This is a genomic window from Curtobacterium sp. PhB25 (assembly GCF_004365375.1).
In the GTDB taxonomy this organism is placed as follows: domain Bacteria; phylum Actinomycetota; class Actinomycetes; order Actinomycetales; family Microbacteriaceae; genus Curtobacterium.
Window position 1 is genome coordinate 1 of record NZ_SODR01000003.1, and the last position, 19,404, is coordinate 19,404.

General features: G+C 70.6%; 16 protein-coding genes. 10 read left to right on the forward strand and 6 right to left on the reverse strand.

What is annotated here, in order from left to right:
• The 8 genes from EDF51_RS19815 to EDF51_RS06795 form a co-directional block, all read left to right on the forward strand.
• On the forward strand, positions 1-1,725 hold a 1,725-nt coding region (locus EDF51_RS19815; protein ID WP_208321827.1), incomplete at its 5' end, for a putative T7SS-secreted protein.
• Complete coding sequence (locus tag EDF51_RS06765) at positions 1,722-2,585, forward strand: hypothetical protein (protein WP_134194327.1); 864 nt, start codon at positions 1,722-1,724, stop codon at positions 2,583-2,585. The genes EDF51_RS19815 and EDF51_RS06765, both read left to right, overlap by 4 nt.
• A complete protein-coding gene (locus EDF51_RS06770; RefSeq protein WP_133937302.1) occupies positions 2,585-3,265 on the forward strand; it encodes a hypothetical protein in 681 nt (226 codons plus the stop codon). The genes EDF51_RS06765 and EDF51_RS06770 overlap by 1 nt, the downstream gene beginning before the upstream one ends.
• The gene (locus tag EDF51_RS06775) at positions 3,262-3,861 is read left to right on the forward strand and encodes a hypothetical protein (protein ID WP_133937304.1); all 600 of its coding nucleotides are present in this window, start codon (positions 3,262-3,264) and stop codon (positions 3,859-3,861) included. Before EDF51_RS06770 ends, EDF51_RS06775 begins: the two co-directional genes overlap by 4 nt.
• A gap of 24 nt (positions 3,862-3,885) precedes the next feature.
• Positions 3,886-4,737 carry a phosphoribosyltransferase family protein gene (locus EDF51_RS06780; RefSeq protein WP_133937306.1) on the forward strand — a complete coding sequence of 284 codons (852 nt, stop codon included), beginning with the start codon at positions 3,886-3,888 and terminating at the stop codon, positions 4,735-4,737.
• Positions 4,734-6,326, forward strand: coding sequence for a nicotinate phosphoribosyltransferase (locus EDF51_RS06785; protein WP_133937308.1), 1,593 nt, complete (start codon positions 4,734-4,736; stop codon positions 6,324-6,326). Before EDF51_RS06780 ends, EDF51_RS06785 begins: the two co-directional genes overlap by 4 nt.
• A complete protein-coding gene (locus tag EDF51_RS06790) occupies positions 6,323-6,973 on the forward strand; it encodes an NUDIX hydrolase (protein ID WP_131845983.1) in 651 nt (216 codons plus the stop codon). Before EDF51_RS06785 ends, EDF51_RS06790 begins: the two co-directional genes overlap by 4 nt.
• Before the next feature lie 18 nt (positions 6,974-6,991).
• Positions 6,992-7,627 (forward strand): pyridoxal 5'-phosphate synthase, encoded by a 636-nt coding sequence (locus tag EDF51_RS06795; RefSeq protein WP_131922731.1) that lies wholly within the window; start codon positions 6,992-6,994, stop codon positions 7,625-7,627.
• A gap of 16 nt (positions 7,628-7,643) precedes the next feature.
• On the opposite strand, the gene EDF51_RS06800 is transcribed toward EDF51_RS06795, so the two are convergent.
• The 6 genes from EDF51_RS06800 to EDF51_RS06825 all read right to left on the reverse strand — a co-directional run bounded on the left by EDF51_RS06800 (position 7,644) and on the right by EDF51_RS06825 (position 17,154).
• Positions 7,644-8,216 (reverse strand): hypothetical protein, encoded by a 573-nt coding sequence (locus EDF51_RS06800; protein ID WP_133937310.1) that lies wholly within the window; start codon positions 8,214-8,216, stop codon positions 7,644-7,646.
• Between the two features lie 132 nt (positions 8,217-8,348).
• Positions 8,349-10,745, reverse strand: a complete 2,397-nt coding sequence (locus tag EDF51_RS06805; protein WP_134194329.1) for a GNAT family N-acetyltransferase — start codon at positions 10,743-10,745, stop codon at positions 8,349-8,351.
• On the reverse strand, positions 10,742-12,118 hold the full coding sequence (locus EDF51_RS06810; protein ID WP_133937314.1) for a SidA/IucD/PvdA family monooxygenase: 1,377 nt from the start codon (positions 12,116-12,118) through the stop codon (positions 10,742-10,744). Before EDF51_RS06810 ends, EDF51_RS06805 begins: the two co-directional genes overlap by 4 nt.
• Positions 12,115-13,536 carry a pyridoxal-dependent decarboxylase gene (locus EDF51_RS06815; RefSeq protein ID WP_133937316.1) on the reverse strand — a complete coding sequence of 474 codons (1,422 nt, stop codon included), beginning with the start codon at positions 13,534-13,536 and terminating at the stop codon, positions 12,115-12,117. Before EDF51_RS06815 ends, EDF51_RS06810 begins: the two co-directional genes overlap by 4 nt.
• A 150-nt stretch (positions 13,537-13,686) precedes the next feature.
• Positions 13,687-16,131, reverse strand: a complete 2,445-nt coding sequence (locus EDF51_RS06820; RefSeq protein WP_123293192.1) for a UvrD-helicase domain-containing protein — start codon at positions 16,129-16,131, stop codon at positions 13,687-13,689.
• A 12-nt stretch (positions 16,132-16,143) separates the two neighbouring features.
• Positions 16,144-17,154: a glycerophosphodiester phosphodiesterase family protein gene (locus EDF51_RS06825; protein ID WP_131877618.1), complete on the reverse strand. Its 1,011-nt coding sequence runs from the start codon at positions 17,152-17,154 to the stop codon at positions 16,144-16,146.
• A 106-nt stretch (positions 17,155-17,260) separates the two neighbouring features.
• Here EDF51_RS06825 and EDF51_RS06830 point away from each other — a divergent pair, with 106 nt between their 5' ends.
• Together EDF51_RS06830 and EDF51_RS06835 are read left to right on the forward strand one after the other, a co-directional pair.
• Positions 17,261-18,268: a DUF817 domain-containing protein gene (locus tag EDF51_RS06830; RefSeq protein WP_133937320.1), complete on the forward strand. Its 1,008-nt coding sequence runs from the start codon at positions 17,261-17,263 to the stop codon at positions 18,266-18,268.
• A gap of 36 nt (positions 18,269-18,304) precedes the next feature.
• Positions 18,305-19,177, forward strand: coding sequence for a Bax inhibitor-1/YccA family protein (locus EDF51_RS06835; protein WP_111083414.1), 873 nt, complete (start codon positions 18,305-18,307; stop codon positions 19,175-19,177).
• The last annotated feature ends 227 nt before the right edge of the window (positions 19,178-19,404 follow it).

A 19,404-nucleotide genomic window follows, 5' to 3' on the forward strand; every position in this document is an offset into this window, starting at 1 on the left:
ACCGACTGGGAGGGTGAAGCGGCCGATGTGTTCATCGACGCGATCGAGGACACCCCGTCGGACCTGACCAAGCTCGTCGACTCGTACGAACTCGCCGCGACGGCGTTGTCGGGGTGGGCGGACACGGTCGATGACACCCAGTACCGGGCTGATGGTGCGCTCGCGGACGCGAAGGACGCCTCCGGGGACCTCGCCGCGGCGCAGGACCGGCTCTCCGACGCGCAGTCGAACCTGTCGCACTACCAGTCGGCATCGTCCGACCTGTCGAAGGTCGCGGAGAAGTACCCGGCTGGCTCCGAGGTGCCCGACGGGGTGGACGTGCCGTCGCCGGCGCAGTTGCGGGCGGCGTCCGACAACGCTTCCGTCGCGCAGGGGTCCGTGTCGTCCGCGCAGGGCGACATCGCGGCGGCGCAGTCCCGGATCGACGCAGCGAGGCGGCTCGTCGCGGATGCGAAGGGTGACTGGCAGGACGCGGAGCAGCGGACCGCGACGAAGATCGGTGAAGCGGCTGACGCGGGGCTCGGGAAGCAGTCCACGTGGGACAAGATCTTCGGGTCCGAGGCGTGGGAGACCATCGTCTCCATCGCGAAGGTCGTCGTCGCCGTGGGCGGGATCATCGTCATGATCATCGGCGGGCCACTCGCCTGGATCGTGCTCGGGGCAGCCCTGCTCGTCCTCGCCGACACCCTGTACAAGATGTCGAAGGGCACCGCCGATGGGTGGGACCTCGCCTTCGCGCTGCTCGACTGCATCCCGGGGATGAAGGGGATCACCACCGCGGCGAAGATCGGCGAGGAGTTCGCGAAGGGCGCCTCACTCGCTGCCAAGTTCAGCTCGGCCGGTCGACACGTCGCCTCGGAGAGCCGACAGCTGTTCGCGCCGGGTCTGCACCTCGTCAACAACCTGCGCCACGGTGCAGCCCTCCGCTCGGTCGAGTCGCTCCGCGCCCTCGCCGTGCACGGCGGTTCCGCGGCGGTCGGTGCACTCCGACGTCCGGGCGACGGCTTCATCGCCTCGGTCCGGTCGATGCCGGAGATCGCGAACAAGGCCACGCAGGCGTACTGGGACAACGGCGGGTCCTCCCTCGCCGAGCTCGCGCGGCACTGGCAGGGTGGCAAGGGCGGCTTCCAGAGTGGCTACCTCGGTGTCGACCGCTGGGCGAACGGCGACGCCGACTCGCTCGTCGGGCAGACGCTCCAGATCAGCGGTCCTGGCCACGGCAACTTCTACGTCCCTGACGGCACCATGCACGCCGGCGGCAGCGCCTCGAACTACAGCGAGTCCGTGCAGGTGGGCGTCCAGTCCCACGCCGGTCACGACGGCGTCCCGGCAGGAGCGTCCACGCACCCCGACTACCGCAACACCGGCGACAGCTACCTGGTGAACCAACCGCTGCCACACGCCGAGGGCACCGCGCAGGCGAACACCCAGTTCGGCGGTGGCGGGCAGCACCAGCTCTTCACGGACAAGTCGACGAGCGACCTGGTGAACACCGGCGTGCTCAGCCCGGTCGACCAGGCGGGGAACGTCGTCCCCGACGGGATGAACCAGGTGCTGATGGACCCGGCCACGCGGAGTCCACAGCCGGGGGTCCTCACGACGAACCAGTACGCGAACGCGCTGCACGACCTCGGCTCGCGCGGGCCGGCCGTCGCGGCGGGCATCGTGACGGCGCCGTGGGACATCAGCGAGGCGACGCAGTCCGTCCAGGACCGACTGCGGTGACCCGCAGCGGCGTCACCCGGGCGGGTCACGAGCTCCTGGACCGTTCACCGTCCTGGAACGCCCTGCCCGAGCGCGCCGCGGACGGCCGGTGGACCATCACCGACACCGTCGACCCACTGTGGCCGGAGTACGGCGCGAGCCTGCGACTGCTCAACGCCCTGTCGGACGATGGCCACGAGGTCGAGGATCTCGACGGCACGCTGTTCGAACGCGGGCGACAGGTCGTCGTCCCGCGCGCGGCGCTCGTCCACACGACTTCCGCACCCGCGGTCCTCGAGTCGGTGGCCCTGCCGGACTCGTTCCACGTCGCATCGTTCGCCGTCGACGGCCGGACCGACGCGAACATCGAGGACGGCTGGTGGAACGAGTACGAACCGCGCCGCTTCCGCACGACGTTGAGCCCGGACCGAGCAGCGATCGACCGCCACGAACCCGGGGTGGTGCCGACGACGGTGTCCCGCATCGAGAAGACCGTGGAACCGCTGCCGGCCGATGCCCGCGGAACGTACACCGTGCCGTCGACCGGCCCGTACGAACAGGGTTGGGGCAGACTCGCTCCGATCGTCCGCACGATCGGCGACCTCGGGTACGACGTTCGTCCCGACCTCGGTGCGTACACGACGCTGTCCGGTGTCGTCCGCCCGACGTGGGGCACCGAGATCCGCGGAGCCGACGACTGGGCCGAACTGCTCGCCCGGTTCGTGTTCCCGCAGGGCGTCCAGTCAGAGGTACTCTCCGACGGGTACGCGATCATCCGCGACATCCCCCACCCCGGCGACCCGCTGCACCCGACGTTCGCGCTCGTGTTCACACCCCCGTCGGCGGCACGACCGAGCCTGTTCGCGAGGATCTTCTCCTGATGAGCACCACCACGAACCTCACCTCCGCACAGCGACGCGCCCTGATGGTGCGCTCGCGGTTCGCGTTCGCAGCTGCCGAGGTCGTCGCGCTCCGACACGACGAGCAGGGAATCCCACTCGGCGTCGTCAGCCCCGAGGGCACCCCCCTCGCGCTGGCCTTCACCGATCCCGCAGCGGCCGTCGCCCGCATCCCGGCCGGGGTCGCGGCGACGCCGCTGTCACTGCCGATGTCACGTCTGGTCGCCGGCCTGCCTGCTGACTGGGGTCTCGTGCTCGACATCGACCAGCCCTACCCGCAGGTCGTGCAGCCCGACGAGAGGCAGACGGTCATCGCCGCGGGTGGTCCGTTCCCCGACGGAGCCGAGGTCACGCTCCGCCCGGCACCGTCCGCGTCCCAGGGGTTCTCCGACGCGCTCGCGGAACGAGCTCCGCTCACACCGGGCGTGGTCCGGGTGTGGCTGTTCCGCCACGGTGTCGACATCGTGCCCGAGGACCTCATGGTCGTGGTGGCGACGGCGGACCGTGACGCCGCGTTCGCCTTCTCCGAGATCGTGTTCGAGGTCGCACGCGCGCACGACGTGCCGGTGCCGGTCCTCACCGCCTGGATCGACGAGCTCCCCGTCGAGCACGCCACGTGGGTCCGTCAGCAGCAGCCGCTCGCGCACGTCGAACGGCAGTGAGACCGATACGCCGTGGACGCCCGGCGGTCCTGGTCCAGCGGGTCGGCGTCCCGGTCGAACTGCACGTGGTCGTCGACTCGCGCGGCCGACCGGAACGGGAGCAGCTCGACCACGGTGCCGCGGTGCAGTGGGCCTACAGCGATCCGACCGACCGTCCGACCGACTTCGGTGCCGGGACGCAGCGCATCTCCAGCGACACGCTCCGCCAGCGCGAGGCCACGGGGTCGGTACGGTTCGTCATCGACCCGGCGGGCCCGTCCCGCGCCGGTACGGAGTTCCTCCCACCTCCTCGGCCGCCGGTGCTCGCCACGCTCCGGTCCGTGACATCGACGCCGCTCGGGACGGCCGCCGGCCTCTGGGCCGCGATCATCGCCGACACCGTCTCGCCCGGGCGGTCGCTCATGCTCCGTTCGGGTCGGTGGTCGCTCCCCGTGGTGCTGGCCCGAGACCCCCGGGCGACGGCTGCGGCGATCAGACCCGCCCTCGGCGACCGCCCGCACCCGGCGATCTTCGTGGTGGAACGTTCCGGAGGGCTGCCGCGGCCGTGGCGGGCTGGAGCGCAGGCAGCGATCGAGGCTGCGTTCTTGTCCTCCTGACAAATACCGTGGTACGGTCGAGCCATGGCAGTCGAACTCAGCACCTGGGACGCCCAGGGCAACCAGACGACAGCGACGTTCTCCACCATGCGGTTCCCCGCCGGTGAAGCCCACGTCAAGGTCGCGAACGACACCGCCGAGCCGGGGGGACTCACCGAGATCGCGACCCTGCGCGGCACGAGCGGCGACGACCTGATCATGCTCGGCATGTGGGCGGACGCCGTGCGGCAGCGCGGATCGAGGTCCGTCGCGCTCGTCCCCTACCTGCCCGGAGCCCGGCAAGACCGCGGCTTGCCGTTCGGCGCGAAGGTCTACGCGGATGTCCTCAACGGCTTCCACCTCGACCAGGTCATCGCGTTCGACCCGCACTCGCCGGTCATCGTCGGCCTGGTCGACAACCTGACCGTCATCACGAGCGAGCAGGTCGTCCGTGACGCCGTGGTCGGCGCACCCGAGCACGACGGCGGCGCCCCGTACACCGGCATCATCGCTCCGGACAAGGGCGCGGTCCCCCGTGCAACCGCGGTCGCCGAGGCGTGCGGGCTGCCGCTCTACCGGGCCGAGAAGCACCGCAACCCCGACACCGGCAAGCTCGACGGCTTCACCTGCGAACCCCTGCCCGACACCGGCCGGTTCCTGGTGGTCGACGACATCTGCGACGGCGGCGGCACGTTCATGGGGCTCGCGGGCTCGACGGGCCTGCCCAAGGAACGCCTCGGCCTCTGGGTCTCGCACGGCGTCTTCTCCGGGCGGGCAGCACAGCTCGCCGACCACTTCGGCGAGATCGTCACCACCGACTCGTACCCCGCGCAGAACGCCATCGACGGCCTGCGCACGATCGCACTCACCCCCTACCTGACGGAGCAGATCCGATGACGCAGACCACGAGCACCACGACCACCGCGAACGCCGGAACGACCACGGGGATCGAGCCGCGCATCACCACGGCGAGCCCGATCGCGCCGCTGCTGGCCGTCGACGGCTACAAGCACTCGCACCGGCAGGTCTACCCGGCCGGCACCACCCGCATCCTGATCAACTGGACGAACCGGTCGAACGCGCACATGCCCGAGTCGACGCACGCCGTGGTCTTCGGGCTGCAGGCGTTCATTCAGCGCTCGCTCGTCGAGGCCTGGGCACCGTTCTTCGCGGCGGACGAAGACGAGGTCGTCCGGCTCTTCGACGACGCACTGCAGAGCTACTTCGGCCCGAACCACATCGGCACCGACCACGTCCGGGCCCTGCACCGCCTCGGCTACCTGCCCCTCGAGATCCGTGCGCTGCCCGAGGGCACCCTCGCCCCGATCGGTGTCGCGACCCTCACCGTCGAGAACACGATCGACGAGTTCTACTGGCTGCCCAACTACATCGAGACTGCCCTGTCGGCGTCGATCTGGCACCCGTCGACGGTCGCGACGAAGGCGCTCGAGTACCGCGACCTGATGGAGGACTGGGCCGCCCGCACCGGCGCGGTCCCGGCCGGCATCGACTTCGCCGCGCACGACTTCTCGTTCCGTGGGCAGTCGAGCATCGAGTCGGCCGCAGCGGGTGGCGCGGGCCACCTGCTCTCGTTCCTCGGCACTGACTCGATGCCGTCGCTCGACTTCATCGACCGCTACTACCCGGGCGACAACGGTTGGGTGGCCGCGAGCGTGCCCGCCACCGAGCACAGCGTGATGTGCGTCCGCGGCGCCGACGGCGAGCTGGCGACCTTCGAGCAGATCCTCGACGTGTACCCGACGGGCATCGTCTCGGCGGTCAGCGACGGCTTCGACCTGTTCAAGGTCATCACCGAGACCCTGCCGCAGCTCAAGGACCGCATCACCGGTCGTGACGGCAAGCTCGTCATCCGACCCGACTCGGGCGACCCGGTCGACATCGTCACCGGCACCGTGCACGGTGTCGACCAGGCCGAACTGTTCGCCGCCGACCGCAGCCACGAGCAGAAGGGCGTCGTCGAACTGCTCGACGAGATCTTCGGGCACACCGTGAACGAGCAGGGCTTCAAGGTCCTCGACCAGCACATCGGCGTCATCTACGGCGACAGCATCACGCTCGACCGTGCCCGTCGCATCTACGAGCGCCTGGCCGCCAAGGGGTACTCGAGCGACAACATCGTGCTCGGCATCGGGTCGTACACGTACCAGTACATGACCCGCGACAACCTCGGCAGCGCGGTCAAGGCCACGTGGGCACTCGTCGACGGCGAGCCCGTCGACATCCAGAAGGACCCGAAGACCGGCAGCGGCAAGAAGAGCGCGAAGGGCCGCATCGCCCTGCACCGCGACGAGACCGGCGAGATCCGGCAGACCGACCAGGCCACGGCCGACGACGAGGCGACCAGCCTGCTCCAGCCGGTGTGGGTCGACGGCCGCTTCACGCGCCTCCAGTCCTTCGCCGACGTCCGCCAGACGCTCCGCGACGAGCGTTCGGCTCGTGCCACCCGCCGGGCGGCCACCGCGTGACCGATGCCGCAGCGGCGATCCGCGACCAACCGCTCATCGCGATCGACGTCGTCCCGGTGTCCTTCGTGACGACGGACGGTTTGCGGGTCGCCACCGCGCGTCGGGCGTACGCACCGTACGCCGGACAGGAAGCGCTCCCCGGCGTGCTCCTCGACGGCACCGAGATCCTCGCCGACGGTGCGCGGCGCGCCCTGCGGACCAAGACCGGCGTCGGCCCGGCAGCGGTGCGCCACCTCGCGCAGGTCGGCGCGTTCGACGGACCCGACCGCGATCCACGGAGCTCCGCGATCAGCATCGCGTTCCTCGCGGTCATCGACCCGGCAGCGCACGCCGACGCAACGTGGCACGACGTCGGCGCGCTGCCGCTCGGACTGCCGTTCGACCACGACCGGATCGTCGACTCGGCGCTCGAGCGCGCACGGGTCCTCCTCTGGTCAGACCTGCCGTTCACACGAGCGCTGCTCGGCGATCCGTTCACCACGGCGGACGCCGCTCGGCTGCGGATCGCCCTGACGGGGACCACACCGGATCCGGGCAACCTCAACCGGACGCTCCGTACGAACACCGCGCTTGCCCGGGTCGAGCTCCCAGCGAGTGCGGGACCCCGGGGCGGGCGTCCCCCGGCAGCCTGGACGTGGCAGAACTGAGCACGGTTGGGTGGACCCATGTCCTCTTCCTTGTCCGGTGACGACTCCCTGCACCTGCCCGAGTTCGACGCACCCCCGGCGTCGCCGCTCGACCTCGCGCAGCAGTGGCTGGATGCCGCGGACGAACGCGACGTCTCCGAGCCGAAGTCGATGACCCTCGCCACGGCAGGTGTGGACGGCCGAGTGTCCGCCCGCACGGTCGACGTGAAGCGACTCGACGACCGCGGGCTCGTGTTCGGCACCTCGACGCTGAGCCCGAAGGGTCGTCAGCTCGCCGACAACCCGCACGCGGCACTCCAGGTCTACTGGCGCGAGACCATGCAGCAGCTCCGGTTCGAGGGCCGGGCGGTGCAGCTGTCCGACGACGAATCCGACGCGCTGTTCGCCGACCGGTCGCCGAAGTCCCGCGCCGCCACGGCCATCGCGGACCAGTCCGCCGTGCTCGAACCGCGGACGCTGCAGGACTTGATCGACGACGCCAACGTGCTGCTCGACGAGTCCGACGACGCCGTCCCACGGCCGGCCGGGTGGGTCGCGTGGCGGCTCGAGCCCGACGTGGTGGAGTTCTGGCACGGCAGCCGCGACCGGATGCACCGCCGCTTGCAGTACGTGCTCGCCGACGGCGCCTGGTCGGCCACCCGCCTGCAGCCGTAGTCGAGTCCGCTCCCGGTCAGTCCCGCTGCCACCACGACGGCTTCGCGGACTCGACGGTGATCGTCAGCGACCGGGCGTCGTCGGACTTCCTGGCCACCACGAACACCGTCGCCGTGGGGTCGGTGGTCCGCACGCGCCACACCGGCCATGTGTGCGGACCGAGCTTCGGGTCGTACCAGGGCCCCGGTCCGTTGTCGGTCTCGACCAACACACGTCGAACGCTGGCAGGGTCGAGGTCGGGGACGCCAGCAGCCCGCGCCTGCGTGAGGACACGAGCGACACCGGCATCGACGGCCGTCGTCCGCGCAGCCCGGGCCAGCCGGAGCCGGCGTCGCGTGACCAGGTACCCGAGGGCGATGAGCCCCGCGGCAACCAGCACCGTGCCGACCAGGACCACTGCGGTACCGCGGTCTCTCGGCCGGTCCGCGACGACGACTCCCCCGACGAGGACCGCCCCGCCGAGCAACAGTCCGGCGCCTCGGATGCGCCTGACTAGCCGGAATGCACGGCGCCAGGTCTGATCCGCGTCGACAACGTGCCCGATGTCGACCGTGACCTCGTCCATCGCGCCGCCCCCGCCCGTCTGCACCAGGCCAGTCTCCCGCACCCCGCACCGGCGCCGCTCCGGCTGGTGCGAGGTTGACCACTCCGTGCGCGCTTCTTGCGCTGCACGGAGTGGTCAACCTCGCACCGAGTAGGTCCGCCGTCCGCCGCGCAGCCCCTACCGCCCGATCGGGTTCGCCATCGCCCCCGCCCGGATGAGCGACGACGACTGGTCCGCCAGGTCGACCATCGACAGGGTGTTCCGCAGCTGCAGCCGGTTCAGGCAGGAGTGCTCGAACGTCGGCACCCGCAGGTCCAACGGACGGCGGCGGTCCGGGTGCGCGGCGGCGTGCGCGTCGATGCACTCCCCCACGACCTCCCAGAACCGGCCTTCCGGCAGCACCCCGTCGTCGTCGAGGATCGCCGCGACGAACCGCAGCACCCCGTCGAACACGTCGGTGAACACCGCGAGGGCCGCTTCGTCGTCGGACACCGGGTGCACGATCCGGTCGATGTCGGCGGGCACGGGACGATCGTCGTGGCGCCCGAGCACCGCTGCCTCTTCCCCGATGTCCTTCATGACGGCACGGACAACGGCGCCGTCGCGGACGACGAGCACGAGGTTCTCGCCGTGCGGCATGAACACCAGGTCGTGCACGGTCAGGCAGTGCACGACGGGCAACAGGTACGCGTCGAGCCAGCGCCGCACCCACTCGTCGGCAGGCAGCCCCGACGCCTCGATCAGCGCTGAGACGACGGCATTCCCCGAGGCGTCCCGGTGCAGCAGCGCCGCCATGGTGAGCAGCCGTTCGCCCTCCGCCAGCCGCGGGATCGGGCTCTCCCGCCACAGTGCCGCGAGCATCTTGCGCTGCGGCGACGACACGTCGACCCGGTGGTACGCGTCGCCGGTGTAGCCGATGGCCGCGTGCTCGCGGAGCACCGAGAAGCCGGCGGCAGCCAGCGTCGGGTCCGCGCTGACGAGCGAGTCCACCCAGTCGTTCACGGCCGGAGTGTTCCGCATGTACGCGGGCGACATCCCCCGCAGGAACCCCATGTTCTGCACGGCGAGCGCCGTCTTGACGTACGAGCGGGTCGGGTCCGAGTGGTCGAACGCGGTGCGGATGGACTGCTGGGGCTGGTACTCGTCCGGCCCCTCGCCGAGGTCGACGAGGTCCTGCCGCCCCAGGTCGGGTGCGAACGTCACGGCGATCCGGTGCTGCCACTGCCAGGGGTGCACCGGGATCCACACGTAGTCGTCGGGGTCGAGGCCGCGGGACACGAGCACGGCCCGGAACCCAGCGATGGTCTGCGGGTCGAGCTCGGCCGACCAGTGGTCGCGCTCGGTCCGGTCCGCGGCGAGCGCCAGGTGCGTGTGCTCCCGTCGGGCGGCGAGCCACCGGTACCGGAACCGGCCGCCGACCTCGGGTGCGAAGGCCCGGTACTCATCGAGTCCGAACCCGATCCGCCCGTTCGCGGCGACGAAGGCCGGGTGACCCTCGGTCATCGCTGCCTCGACGTCCTGGAACGAGGCAACGACGGCCTCGACGGACGAGCCCGCAGCGGACCGACCACGCGCGAGCTGCGCGGCGGACGGCCCACCCCTCCGGTGCTTCGCAGCGGCGCTCGCCAGCGTCGACGCGATCTCCTCCAGGTACGTCCCGAGCAGCTCGTCCGGGATCCCGAGCACCTCGTGCAGTTCGAGCACGAAGTCCTGCGCGCTGAGCGACGCCGGCATCCCAGCGCGAGTGCGCGTCAGCGAGGCTTCGTCGATCGACCAGTGTTCGAGCACGTGCTGCCGTGCCCGAAACCGGTAGGTCGAGTCCCCCGCGTCGAGCCGCCACCCCTCCCCGTCCGGCACGGGTGCGATCAGCCGCTCGTGGGTGAACTCGGCGATGGCCTTCGCCACCAGGTGCCGTTCGGCGGGTTCCAGGTGCTCGGGTCGCAGGTGCGCGGCCGGACCGTCGTCGTCGGGCACGCCGATCCGGTCGGTGTCGAGCACCGACAACAGTGCCCGCTTGCCGTCGACGTCGACCTGGCGCAGCGCGCGGAAGCCCACCTCGGCGTTCTTCGCCTGCACCGCGGTGTTCCGCACGTCCGGCTCGACGACGACCCGCCGCGCGCCGAGGACGTCGCGGCAGTGCTCGACGACGGCGCGCATCACGGCGCTCGTCAGTCCGTGCACGCGGCCGCCGGCCGGCACCGGTGCGACGAGCAGGTGCATGCCGACGTCGCCGGGCTCCGCCGCCCACACGTCGGTGAGCAGGACGGCGGCGGGGTCGTAGGTCTCGACCAGGAAGCACGGCTCACCGTCGCGTCGGCCGAGCCACGCAGCCTGCGCCGGGTCCGCCTGCACGCCGGTCAGGTAGTCCCGGACGCCGTCCACGTCGAGGTCGCCCATCTCCCACCACGACGACGCCGGGTGGGCGAGCCACGACTGGACGACGGCGGCGTCGCGTTCCGGGACCACGGGTTCGACGGCCAGGAGGCCCGGAGCAGCTCCGGCAGACACCGTCGCCTCGGGCGCACCGGCCAGTGCAGTGCCCGTCAGATCGGCGCCCGTCACGTGCGCGCTCATGCGGGCACCTCCGTGCGCTCGGTCGCCTGCCGGGCCGGCGCGCGGTGCGCGCCGTCGGGTGGGGTCGTGGACTGACCCGTGGCGGGCAGGCCGAACTCCTGGAAGGCGATCCGGGCCTCCAGGCCGTACACGGGGCGACCCGTGACGGACCGGATGATCGACGCGTTCCGCCACGCACCCATGCCGAGGTCGGGCGCGGTCAGGCCGTGCGTGTGCTCCTCGGCGTTCTGCATCCAGATGCGTCCGCCGAGGGTGTCGACGTGGTGATCGCGCGCGACGGCCAGGCGACCACGGGAGTCACGGGCGACGAGGTGCTCGACGGGGTCGAGGAACCGTGGCGTGCGCGGCGTGTACCCGGTCGCCAGGACCAGCCGCTCGACCTCGTGCTCGTAGGTCTCGTCGAGCTGCTCGTGGCGGAGCGTCAGCCGGTACGTCCCCCGGTCCGCGAGCCACTCGGCGTCGACGACACTCGTCTCGGTGCGCAGGGTCGTCGGGATCGGGCCTCGAGCGCTGATCCGGTACAGCTGGTCGTAGAGCTCGTCGACCAGGTCCGCACTGATGCCCTTGTACAGCCCGCGCTGCTCGCGCCCGAGACGGTCGCGAGCATCCTCGGGCAGGCCGTGGAAGTGGTCCGTGTACTCCGGACTCGTCATCTCGAGTGTGAGCTTCGTGTCCTCCATCGGGAAGAACCGCGGCGACCGGGTGATCCAGTCGAGTCGGTAGCCGTCCTGGCGCAGGTCCTCGAGCAGCTCGCGGTAGACCTCGGCAGCGGACTGCCCGCTGCCGACCACCGCGATCGAGGCGGCACCGCGGAGCGCGTCGCGGTTCGGCAGGAACTCGGCGGAGTGGATCACCGGTCCGGCGATCCCCCGCAGCGGGGCGGGGACCGACGGCTCCGTCCCGATGCCGACCACGACGTGGCGTGCGCGGTACGTCTCGGGACCCTGATCGGTCTCGGCGTGCACCGTGAACACGTCCGTCGCCGGGTCGTGCTCGACCGCCGTGACGGACCGGCCCCACCGGAGCGTGTCGAGCCGGTCGGCGGCCCACCGGCAGTAGGCGTCGTACTCGCTGCGCAGGGGGTGGAAGTCCTCGCGGATGTAGAACGGGTACAGGCGGCCGGTCTCCTTGAGCCACGCGAGGAACGAGAACGGCGAGGTCGGGTCGGCCATCGTCACCAGGTCCGCCATGAAGGGCACCTGGATCGTGGCGTCGTCGAGCATCATGCCGTGGTGCCAGGCGAAGCCGTCGGCGGCGTCGAGGAACACGGCGTCGAGGTCGTCGAGCGGGTCGGTGAGGCAGGCGAGGCCGAGGTTGAACGGGCCGATGCCGATGCCGATCAGGTCGTGGACGGGCTGCTCAACGTGGCTCATCGGATCGCTCCTTCCGGGGTGGTGGTGGTCGCGCGGACCCGTGCTGCCGTCGCGGCGACGTGCTCGAGCGAGGCGCGCATCTGCGCCGGGGTGGTCTCGGGGTTGAGCAGCGTCAGCTTGTTGCAGGGTCGGCCGTCGATCACGGTCTTCGCGATGAGGACCCGGCCCTCGGCGAGCAGCGCCGCACGGATCGGGGCGACGAGCGCGTCGGCCTGCTCGTCGGTCACCCCGGCCGGCTGCCAGCGGAAGAGCACGGTGCTGAGCTGCGTCGGGGCGACGAGCACCAGGTCGGGGTGCTCCTCGACGATCCGGTGGGTGGCGGCGGCGAGGTCGATGACGGCGTCGAACGCGGTGCCGATCGCGTCGGCCCCGGTCGCGCGCAGGGTGGCCCAGAGCTTCAGGGCGTCGAAGCGGCGGGTGGTCTGCAGCGACTTGTCGACCTGGTTCGGCTCGGCAGCGTCCTCGGGGTTGAGGTAGTCGGCGTACCAGGCCGTCCGGCGCAGGTCGGCCGGGTCACGGACGAGCAGTGCGCTCGAGGACACCGGCTGGAAGAAGGACTTGTGCAGATCGGTCGTCACGCTGCGCGCCCGCTCGATGCCGGCGAGCAGGTGCCGACGCGTCGGGGAGACGAGCAGTCCGCAGCCGTACGCGGCGTCGACGTGCAGCCAGACGTCCTCGAGATCACACACGTCGGCGATCGGCTCGATCGGGTCGATGACCCCGCGGTCGGTGGTGCCGGCGGTCGCGACGACCGCGATCGGGGTACGGCCCGCTGCCCGGGTCGCGGCGATCGCCTCCGCGAGGGCTGCCGGCCGCATCCGACCGGCGTGGTCGGTGGCGACGTCGACCACGGCCTCGAGACCGAGGAGTCGTGCCGACTTCGCGATGCTGAAGTGGGTCTCCGCCGTCGTGAACACGGTTCCGGCAACGCCGACCGCTTCGCGCGCCAGCAGCAGCGCCTGCAGGTTGGACTGCGAACCGCCCGAGGTGAACACCCCGTCGCCGGCAGTGAACCCGGCACGACGGGCCAGCCAGTCGACGACGTGGCGTTCGATGTCCGTGCCGATGCGGGACTGGTCCCAGGTGTCGACCGACGGGTTCACCGCGGCGAGGACGGACTCGGCGGCGACCGCGGGCAGTGCGACCGGGCAGTTCAGGTGCGCGAGGTAGCCGGGGTCGTGGAACCACACGGCCTCGCGGACGAACAGGTCGTCGAGTTCGGCGAGCGCCCGTTCCGTCCCGACGGGAGCGGCGTCCAGGTCGACCGCGCGCACCCGGTCGTGGAGCGCTTCCGGGGCGGTCGCGGTCGTCGGGCGGTCGACGGTGGCGAGTCGGTCGGCGAGCTGGTCCACCGTCGACCCGACGGTCGACCGGTAGCGCTCGGCGTTGGCAGTGGTCAGCAGTTCGATGGGTGTCACGTTAGGTAAGGCTAACCTCACCTCGATTTCGGTGTCACCCGAACAGGGGTGGACTCCCAGGTCTCGGGCGTGGCGCGACGTCCTCGTACCCACGACGAACGCACCCCGCCGGGGAACCGGCGGGGTGTACGGACGTTCAGCCAGCTCTGGCTAGAGCTTCTCGATCGGCGCGATCTTGATGAGCAGCTTCTTGCGGCCCGCGGAGTCGAACGCGATCTCGGCGATGCGCTTCGCGCCCTGACCGGTCACCGCCGAGACGGTGCCCTCGCCGAAGTCGACGTGCTTGATCCGGTCGCCAGCGACGAGTTCCATGTCGCCGTTGTCGCGGACCTGGCCGGACACCCGGTTCGCCCACTCGGTCTTCGGGCGGGTCTTCGACGCAGCGGCCGCGCGGTCGTACGAGCCACCGCCCCAGCCGCCACCGCCGCGGTAACCACCGCCACCGCCGCCGCCGATGCCGCCCTCGCGCTTCGCGTTGAGCGCGCGGGGCTGCGTGCCACCACGGCTGTTCGCCATGCCCGGCGACTGCTTCCACTCGATGAGCCCCTCGGGGATCTCCTGCAGGAAGCGCGACGGCATGGCGACGTTGACGTCACCGAACTGGGCGCGGGTCATCGCCAGCGACAGGAACAGGACCTTCTTCGCGCGGGTGATGCCGACGTAGAACAGCCGGCGTTCCTCCGACGGACCACCCGGTTCGTTCGCGGACATCCGGTGCGGCAGCAGGTCTTCCTCGACGCCGGTCAGGAACACGGCCTCGTACTCCAGTCCCTTGGCCGTGTGCAGGGTCATGAGCGACACCGTGCCGGACGAGTCGTCGAGCTCGTCCGCCGCGGCCACCAACGAGACCTCGGTCAGGAAGTCCGTCAGCGTGCCCTCGGGGTTGTTCTTCTGGAACTCGCGCGTCACCGCCACGAGCTCGTCGATGTTGTCGGCCCGGGCGGCGTCCTGCGCGTCGGGCGACTTCCGCAGGTTCTCGAGCAGGTGGGAGCCGTCGAGCAGCTGGGTCAGGGTGTCGACGACCGGCTGCGTCGGGGCCTTCTCGGACACGGAGTCCAGCAGCGCCGCGAACTCGGTGATGGCGTTCCGCACCTTCGGCCCGAAGCCGAGCTCACCCGCGTGCCGCAGGGCATCGCGCATCGTGGTCTCGTGCTCGTCGGCGTAGCGCTGCAGGGTCGTCTCGGTGACGGAGCCGATGCCGCGCTTCGGCACGTTGAGCACACGACGGAGCGCCATCGGGTCGGCGGGGTTCGCCACGGTGATCAGGTACGCCATGGCGTCCTTGATCTCGGCGCGCTCGTAGAACTTCGTGCCGCCGAGCACCCGGTACGGGATCGCGGCGCGGATGAAGATCTCCTCGAGCGCACGGGTCTGCGAGTTCGTCCGGTAGAACACCGCCATGTCGCGGTAGTCCATGCCGTCCTCGCGCAGGCGCTGGATCTCGTCGGCGACGAACTGGGCCTCGTCGTGGCCGGTGTACCCGGTGAAGCCGACGATCTTCTCGCCCGCGCCGACGTCGGTGAACAGGTTCTTCGCCTGACGGTCGAAGTTGTTCGCGATGACGGCGTTCGCGGCGTCGAGGATGGTCTGCGTCGAGCGGTAGTTCTGCTCGAGCAGGATCACCTTGGAGTTCGGGAAGTCGCGCTCGAACTCGACGATGTTGCGGATGTCGGCCCCGCGGAACGCGTAGATCGACTGGTCCGAGTCGCCCACGACGGTCAGGGACGCTCCGGCGATCGACCCGTCGCGCTCGCGCATGCGGGCGACGTGCTGGCCGGAGTCCTCGAGCTTGTCGACCTGCTCGACCGGCACCGGACGCGTGAGCTCGCGGATCAGGGAGTACTGCGCGTGGTTGGTGTCCTGGTACTCGTCGACCAGGATGAAGCGGAAGCGCCGCTGGTAGAGCGCAGCGACCTCGGGGAACGCCCGGAACAGGAAGACGGTCTGGCCGATGAGGTCGTCGAAGTCGAAGGCGTTCGCCCGGCGCAGGTCGTTCGTGTACCGACGGAAGACCTCGGTGAACATGACTTCCTGCGGGTCGTTCACGTTGATGTTGCGCGCGTACGAGTCGATGTCCTGCAGCTCGTTCTTGAGCTTCGAGATCTTCGACGCCGCGGCGCCCACCGTGAGCCCGAGCGTGTCCGCCTCGAGGTCCTTGATGATCCGCTTCAGCAGGGCCTTGGAGTCGGCGGAGTCGTAGATCGTGAACGACTGCGCGAACCCGAACCGCTCCGCCTCGCGCCGGAGGATGCGCACGCACGCCGAGTGGAACGTCGAGATCCACATGCCGTCGGACTCGCCACCCACCAGGGCCCGGACGCGCTCACGCATCTCGGCCGCGGCCTTGTTCGTGAAGGTGATCGCGAGGATCTGCGACGGCCAGGCTTCACGGTTGGCGAGCAGCAGCGCGATGCGGCGCGTGAGGACGCTCGTCTTGCCGGATCCGGCACCGGCCACGATCAGCAGGGACTCGCCGCGGTACTCGACGGCTTCCTTCTGCTGGGGGTTCAGACCCGCGGTGAACGGGTCTTCGTACGCACGGGCACCGGCGCCCGGCTCGGGCGTCGATTCGAAGGGGTCGAGCACGATCGTCATGTTCTGGACAGTCTAAGCGGGACCCCCGACAGCCGACCGGGCGAGGACCGCCAGGTCGGTGTGGTCCGCGAACACCCCGTCGAGGCCGGTCCGAATCACCGAGGTGTACCAGCGCTCCCAGTCGCCGAAGGCCGCGACGTCCCCACCGCGGCGCAGCGGCCCGGGCAGGAACCGGTTCTCCGGTCGGAGCGTCCACGTGTACACCGCGAGGCCCACGGCGTGCGCACGGTCGACGATCGCGCTCCGGACCGGCGTCGGGTCCTCGAGCGCGACGCTGTCCACCCCGGCCATCAGCGTGCCGAGGTCGACGCTGATGCCGTGGAACTCGGTCGCGAACGACGCGAGCGCGTCCTCGGAACGCTCCGCGGCGTAGGTGGGGGCGAGCGATCCGTGGGACGCGACCTCGTCGGCGGCGCTGCCACGGGCCTCCTGGAGGTACACCAGCCGACCACCCGTGTGCCGCTCGCGCAGGTCGCGGAGCACGCCCTTCTCGAAGCTCTCGACCGTGAGCCGCTCGTCACGGCGCCACCCGGCGTCACCGAGCGCGCGGTCGACGAGTTCGCCCATCGGGAAGCCCGCGCGGTCGAAGAACGCCGCGTGCTTGACCTCGGCGACCAGCCCGACCGGACGAGGCGCGGCGTCGAGGATCGCGAGCAGGTCCTCGAGGCGCAGGATCGGCTCCTCGCCGTCGTGCTCGGCCGACCCGGGCCGCAGCGCGGGAAGACGTTCCCGGGTGCGGAGCGTCTGCAGCTCGGCCCAGGTGAAGTCCTCGGTGAACCAGCCGGTCAGGCTCTGGCCGTCGACGGTCTTCGTCGTGCGCAGGTGCCGGAACTCCGGGTGGTCCGCGACGTCGGTGGTGCCGGACACCTCGTTCTCGTGGCGGAGCACGAGCACGCCGTCCTTCGTGGGCACCAGGTCCGGCTCGATCGCGTCGGCACCGAGCTCGATGGCGAGTTCGTACGCGCTCCGCGAGTGCTCGGGGCGGTAGCCGGACGCACCGCGGTGGGCGATCACGAGGGTCATGGCGCGACCCTACTGGGCCAGGGTGACGGCGGACCGTCCTGTGTCGCGGGACACACGCGCCCGGCCGGAGCCCGTGCATCTCAGCATCGGCGCTGACCATCGCTGCATGACCGTCCGATCGCTCTCCACCGCCGTCGAGGCCAGGATCGACCGTGCCGCCCGCCGACTGCTCGACGCCGGGCACCAGCCGCACCGGCCCGTCCGGCTGTTCGTCACCGAGTTCCTGGTGTTCGGCGCGAAGCAGGCGTGGGCGTGCGCGTTCGGGGCGCTGCTGCTCGGTTCGATGGCCGTGGCCTCGCTGACCGTGCCGGGGGCGTTCCGGAACGACGCGCTGACCGTCGTGGCGGTGCTGCTGCAGCTCGGCATGCTCGTGTTCGGGCTCGAGACTGTGCGGGAACTCCGGGTCGTCCTGCTCTTCCACGTCGTCGGCACCGCCATGGAGGTCTTCAAGACGCACATGGGCTCGTGGTCGTACGAACCCGGCGGGCTGTTCGTGATCGCCGGGGTCCCGCTGTTCTCCGGGTTCATGTACGGCGCGGTCGGGTCGTACATGGTCCGTGTGCACCGCCTGTTCGACCTGCGGTTCGACCGGTACCCGCGGCAGTGGTTGCTCGCGGTCGTCGCTGCCGGCGTGTACCTGAACTTCTTCGGGCACCACTTCCTGCCCGACGCCCGCTGGGTCCTGCTCGCACTCGTCGTCCTGCTCTTCGCCCGCACGACCATGCACGTCCGGATCCACCGATCGACGATGCGCATGCCGGTACTCGTCGCCATGGGACTCGTCGCCGTGTTCATCTGGTTCGCCGAGAACGTCGCGACCTGGGCCGGAGCGTGGAGCTACCCCGCGCAGCTCGCCGTCTGGCACCCGGTGGCCCCGACGAAGATCGTGGCCTGGTTCCTGCTCATGACGATCTCGGTCGCGCTCGTCACCTGGCTCTACCCGGCGGTGCCGTCGGGCTCGGCGCTGCCGTCCGGCTCGGCGCGTTGGACGGCGGACTCTCGACGACTTCGAGGCGCGCGCGCAGCGGGTGCCCATAGGCTGCCGTCGTCAGGGCCTCCGGGCCCGCGTCCGCTCGCCGCGAATCCTCAGCCTTCCGCGACCGAGCGCACCTAGGCTGAGAGGACTCATATCTCCTAGGAAGAGGACACCATGGCCTTCAAGCCCGGTTTCGACCAGTCCCCCGCCTTCAACGCCCAGGGACCCAACACCTGGGGCGGGCGTGGCGCTGGTCAGCAGCAGGCCGGCTGGGGACAGACCCCGCAGCAGGCACAGGGCGGGATGACCCCCGAGCAGCTGCAGTACATGTACGACCGCCCGGCGGCATCGACGGTCGACACCGACCGCATGTCGTACGAGGACACCATCGTCAAGACGCTGCTCGCCTTCGGCGTGCTGCTCGTCGGTGCGGTGGCCGGTTGGAACCTGCCCCCGATCGTGTGGATCGTCGGCGCGATCGTCGGGTTCGTCCTGGCGCTCGTGAACACCTTCAAGAAGAAGCCGTCGCCGGGTCTGATCCTGACGTACGCGTTCTTCGAGGGGCTCTTCGTCGGCGGGATCTCGAACTTCTTCGAGTACAACTTCACCCAGACTGGCGGCATCGTCGCCCAGGCCGTGTTCGGCACCCTCGGGGTGTTCGCGGTCACGCTGCTCCTGTTCCTGTCGGGCAAGGTCCGTGCGACCCCGAAGGCCACCCGCTTCTTCCTCATCGCGATCGTCGGGTACATGGCGTTCTCGCTCGTGAACCTCGTCCTGATGTGGACCGGTGTGACCCAGAGCGCCTTCGGCCTCATGGGTGTGACGTTGTTCGGTATCCCGCTCGGCGTCCTCATCGGCATCTTCGTCGTGGTCATGGCGGCGTACTCGCTGATCCTCGACTTCGACCAGATCAAGACCGGTGTCCAGCGTGGCGCCCCGAAGATCTACGCGTGGACCGCGGCGTTCGGCCTCATCGTGACGCTCGTCTGGCTGTACCTCGAGATCCTGCGCATCCTCGCCATCGTCGCGAGCAGCGCGCGCAACTAGTACCACCGCGTACACGAAGGGCCCCGGCGCTGCCGGGGCCCTTCGTCGTTCCCGGGGTGCTGTGGGCGGGAGCGGCGGCAGCGCCAGTGGTCGCAACACCCCGCCGGTCGCCCGGCGAGTGGTCACGAAGTGTCGCCCGGGCCGGGGCCAATCGACAGTTCGTGACCGCTCGGCACCGGGCCCGCGGGGTGTTGTCGCCACTCGACCACCCCCAGCAGCACCCATTC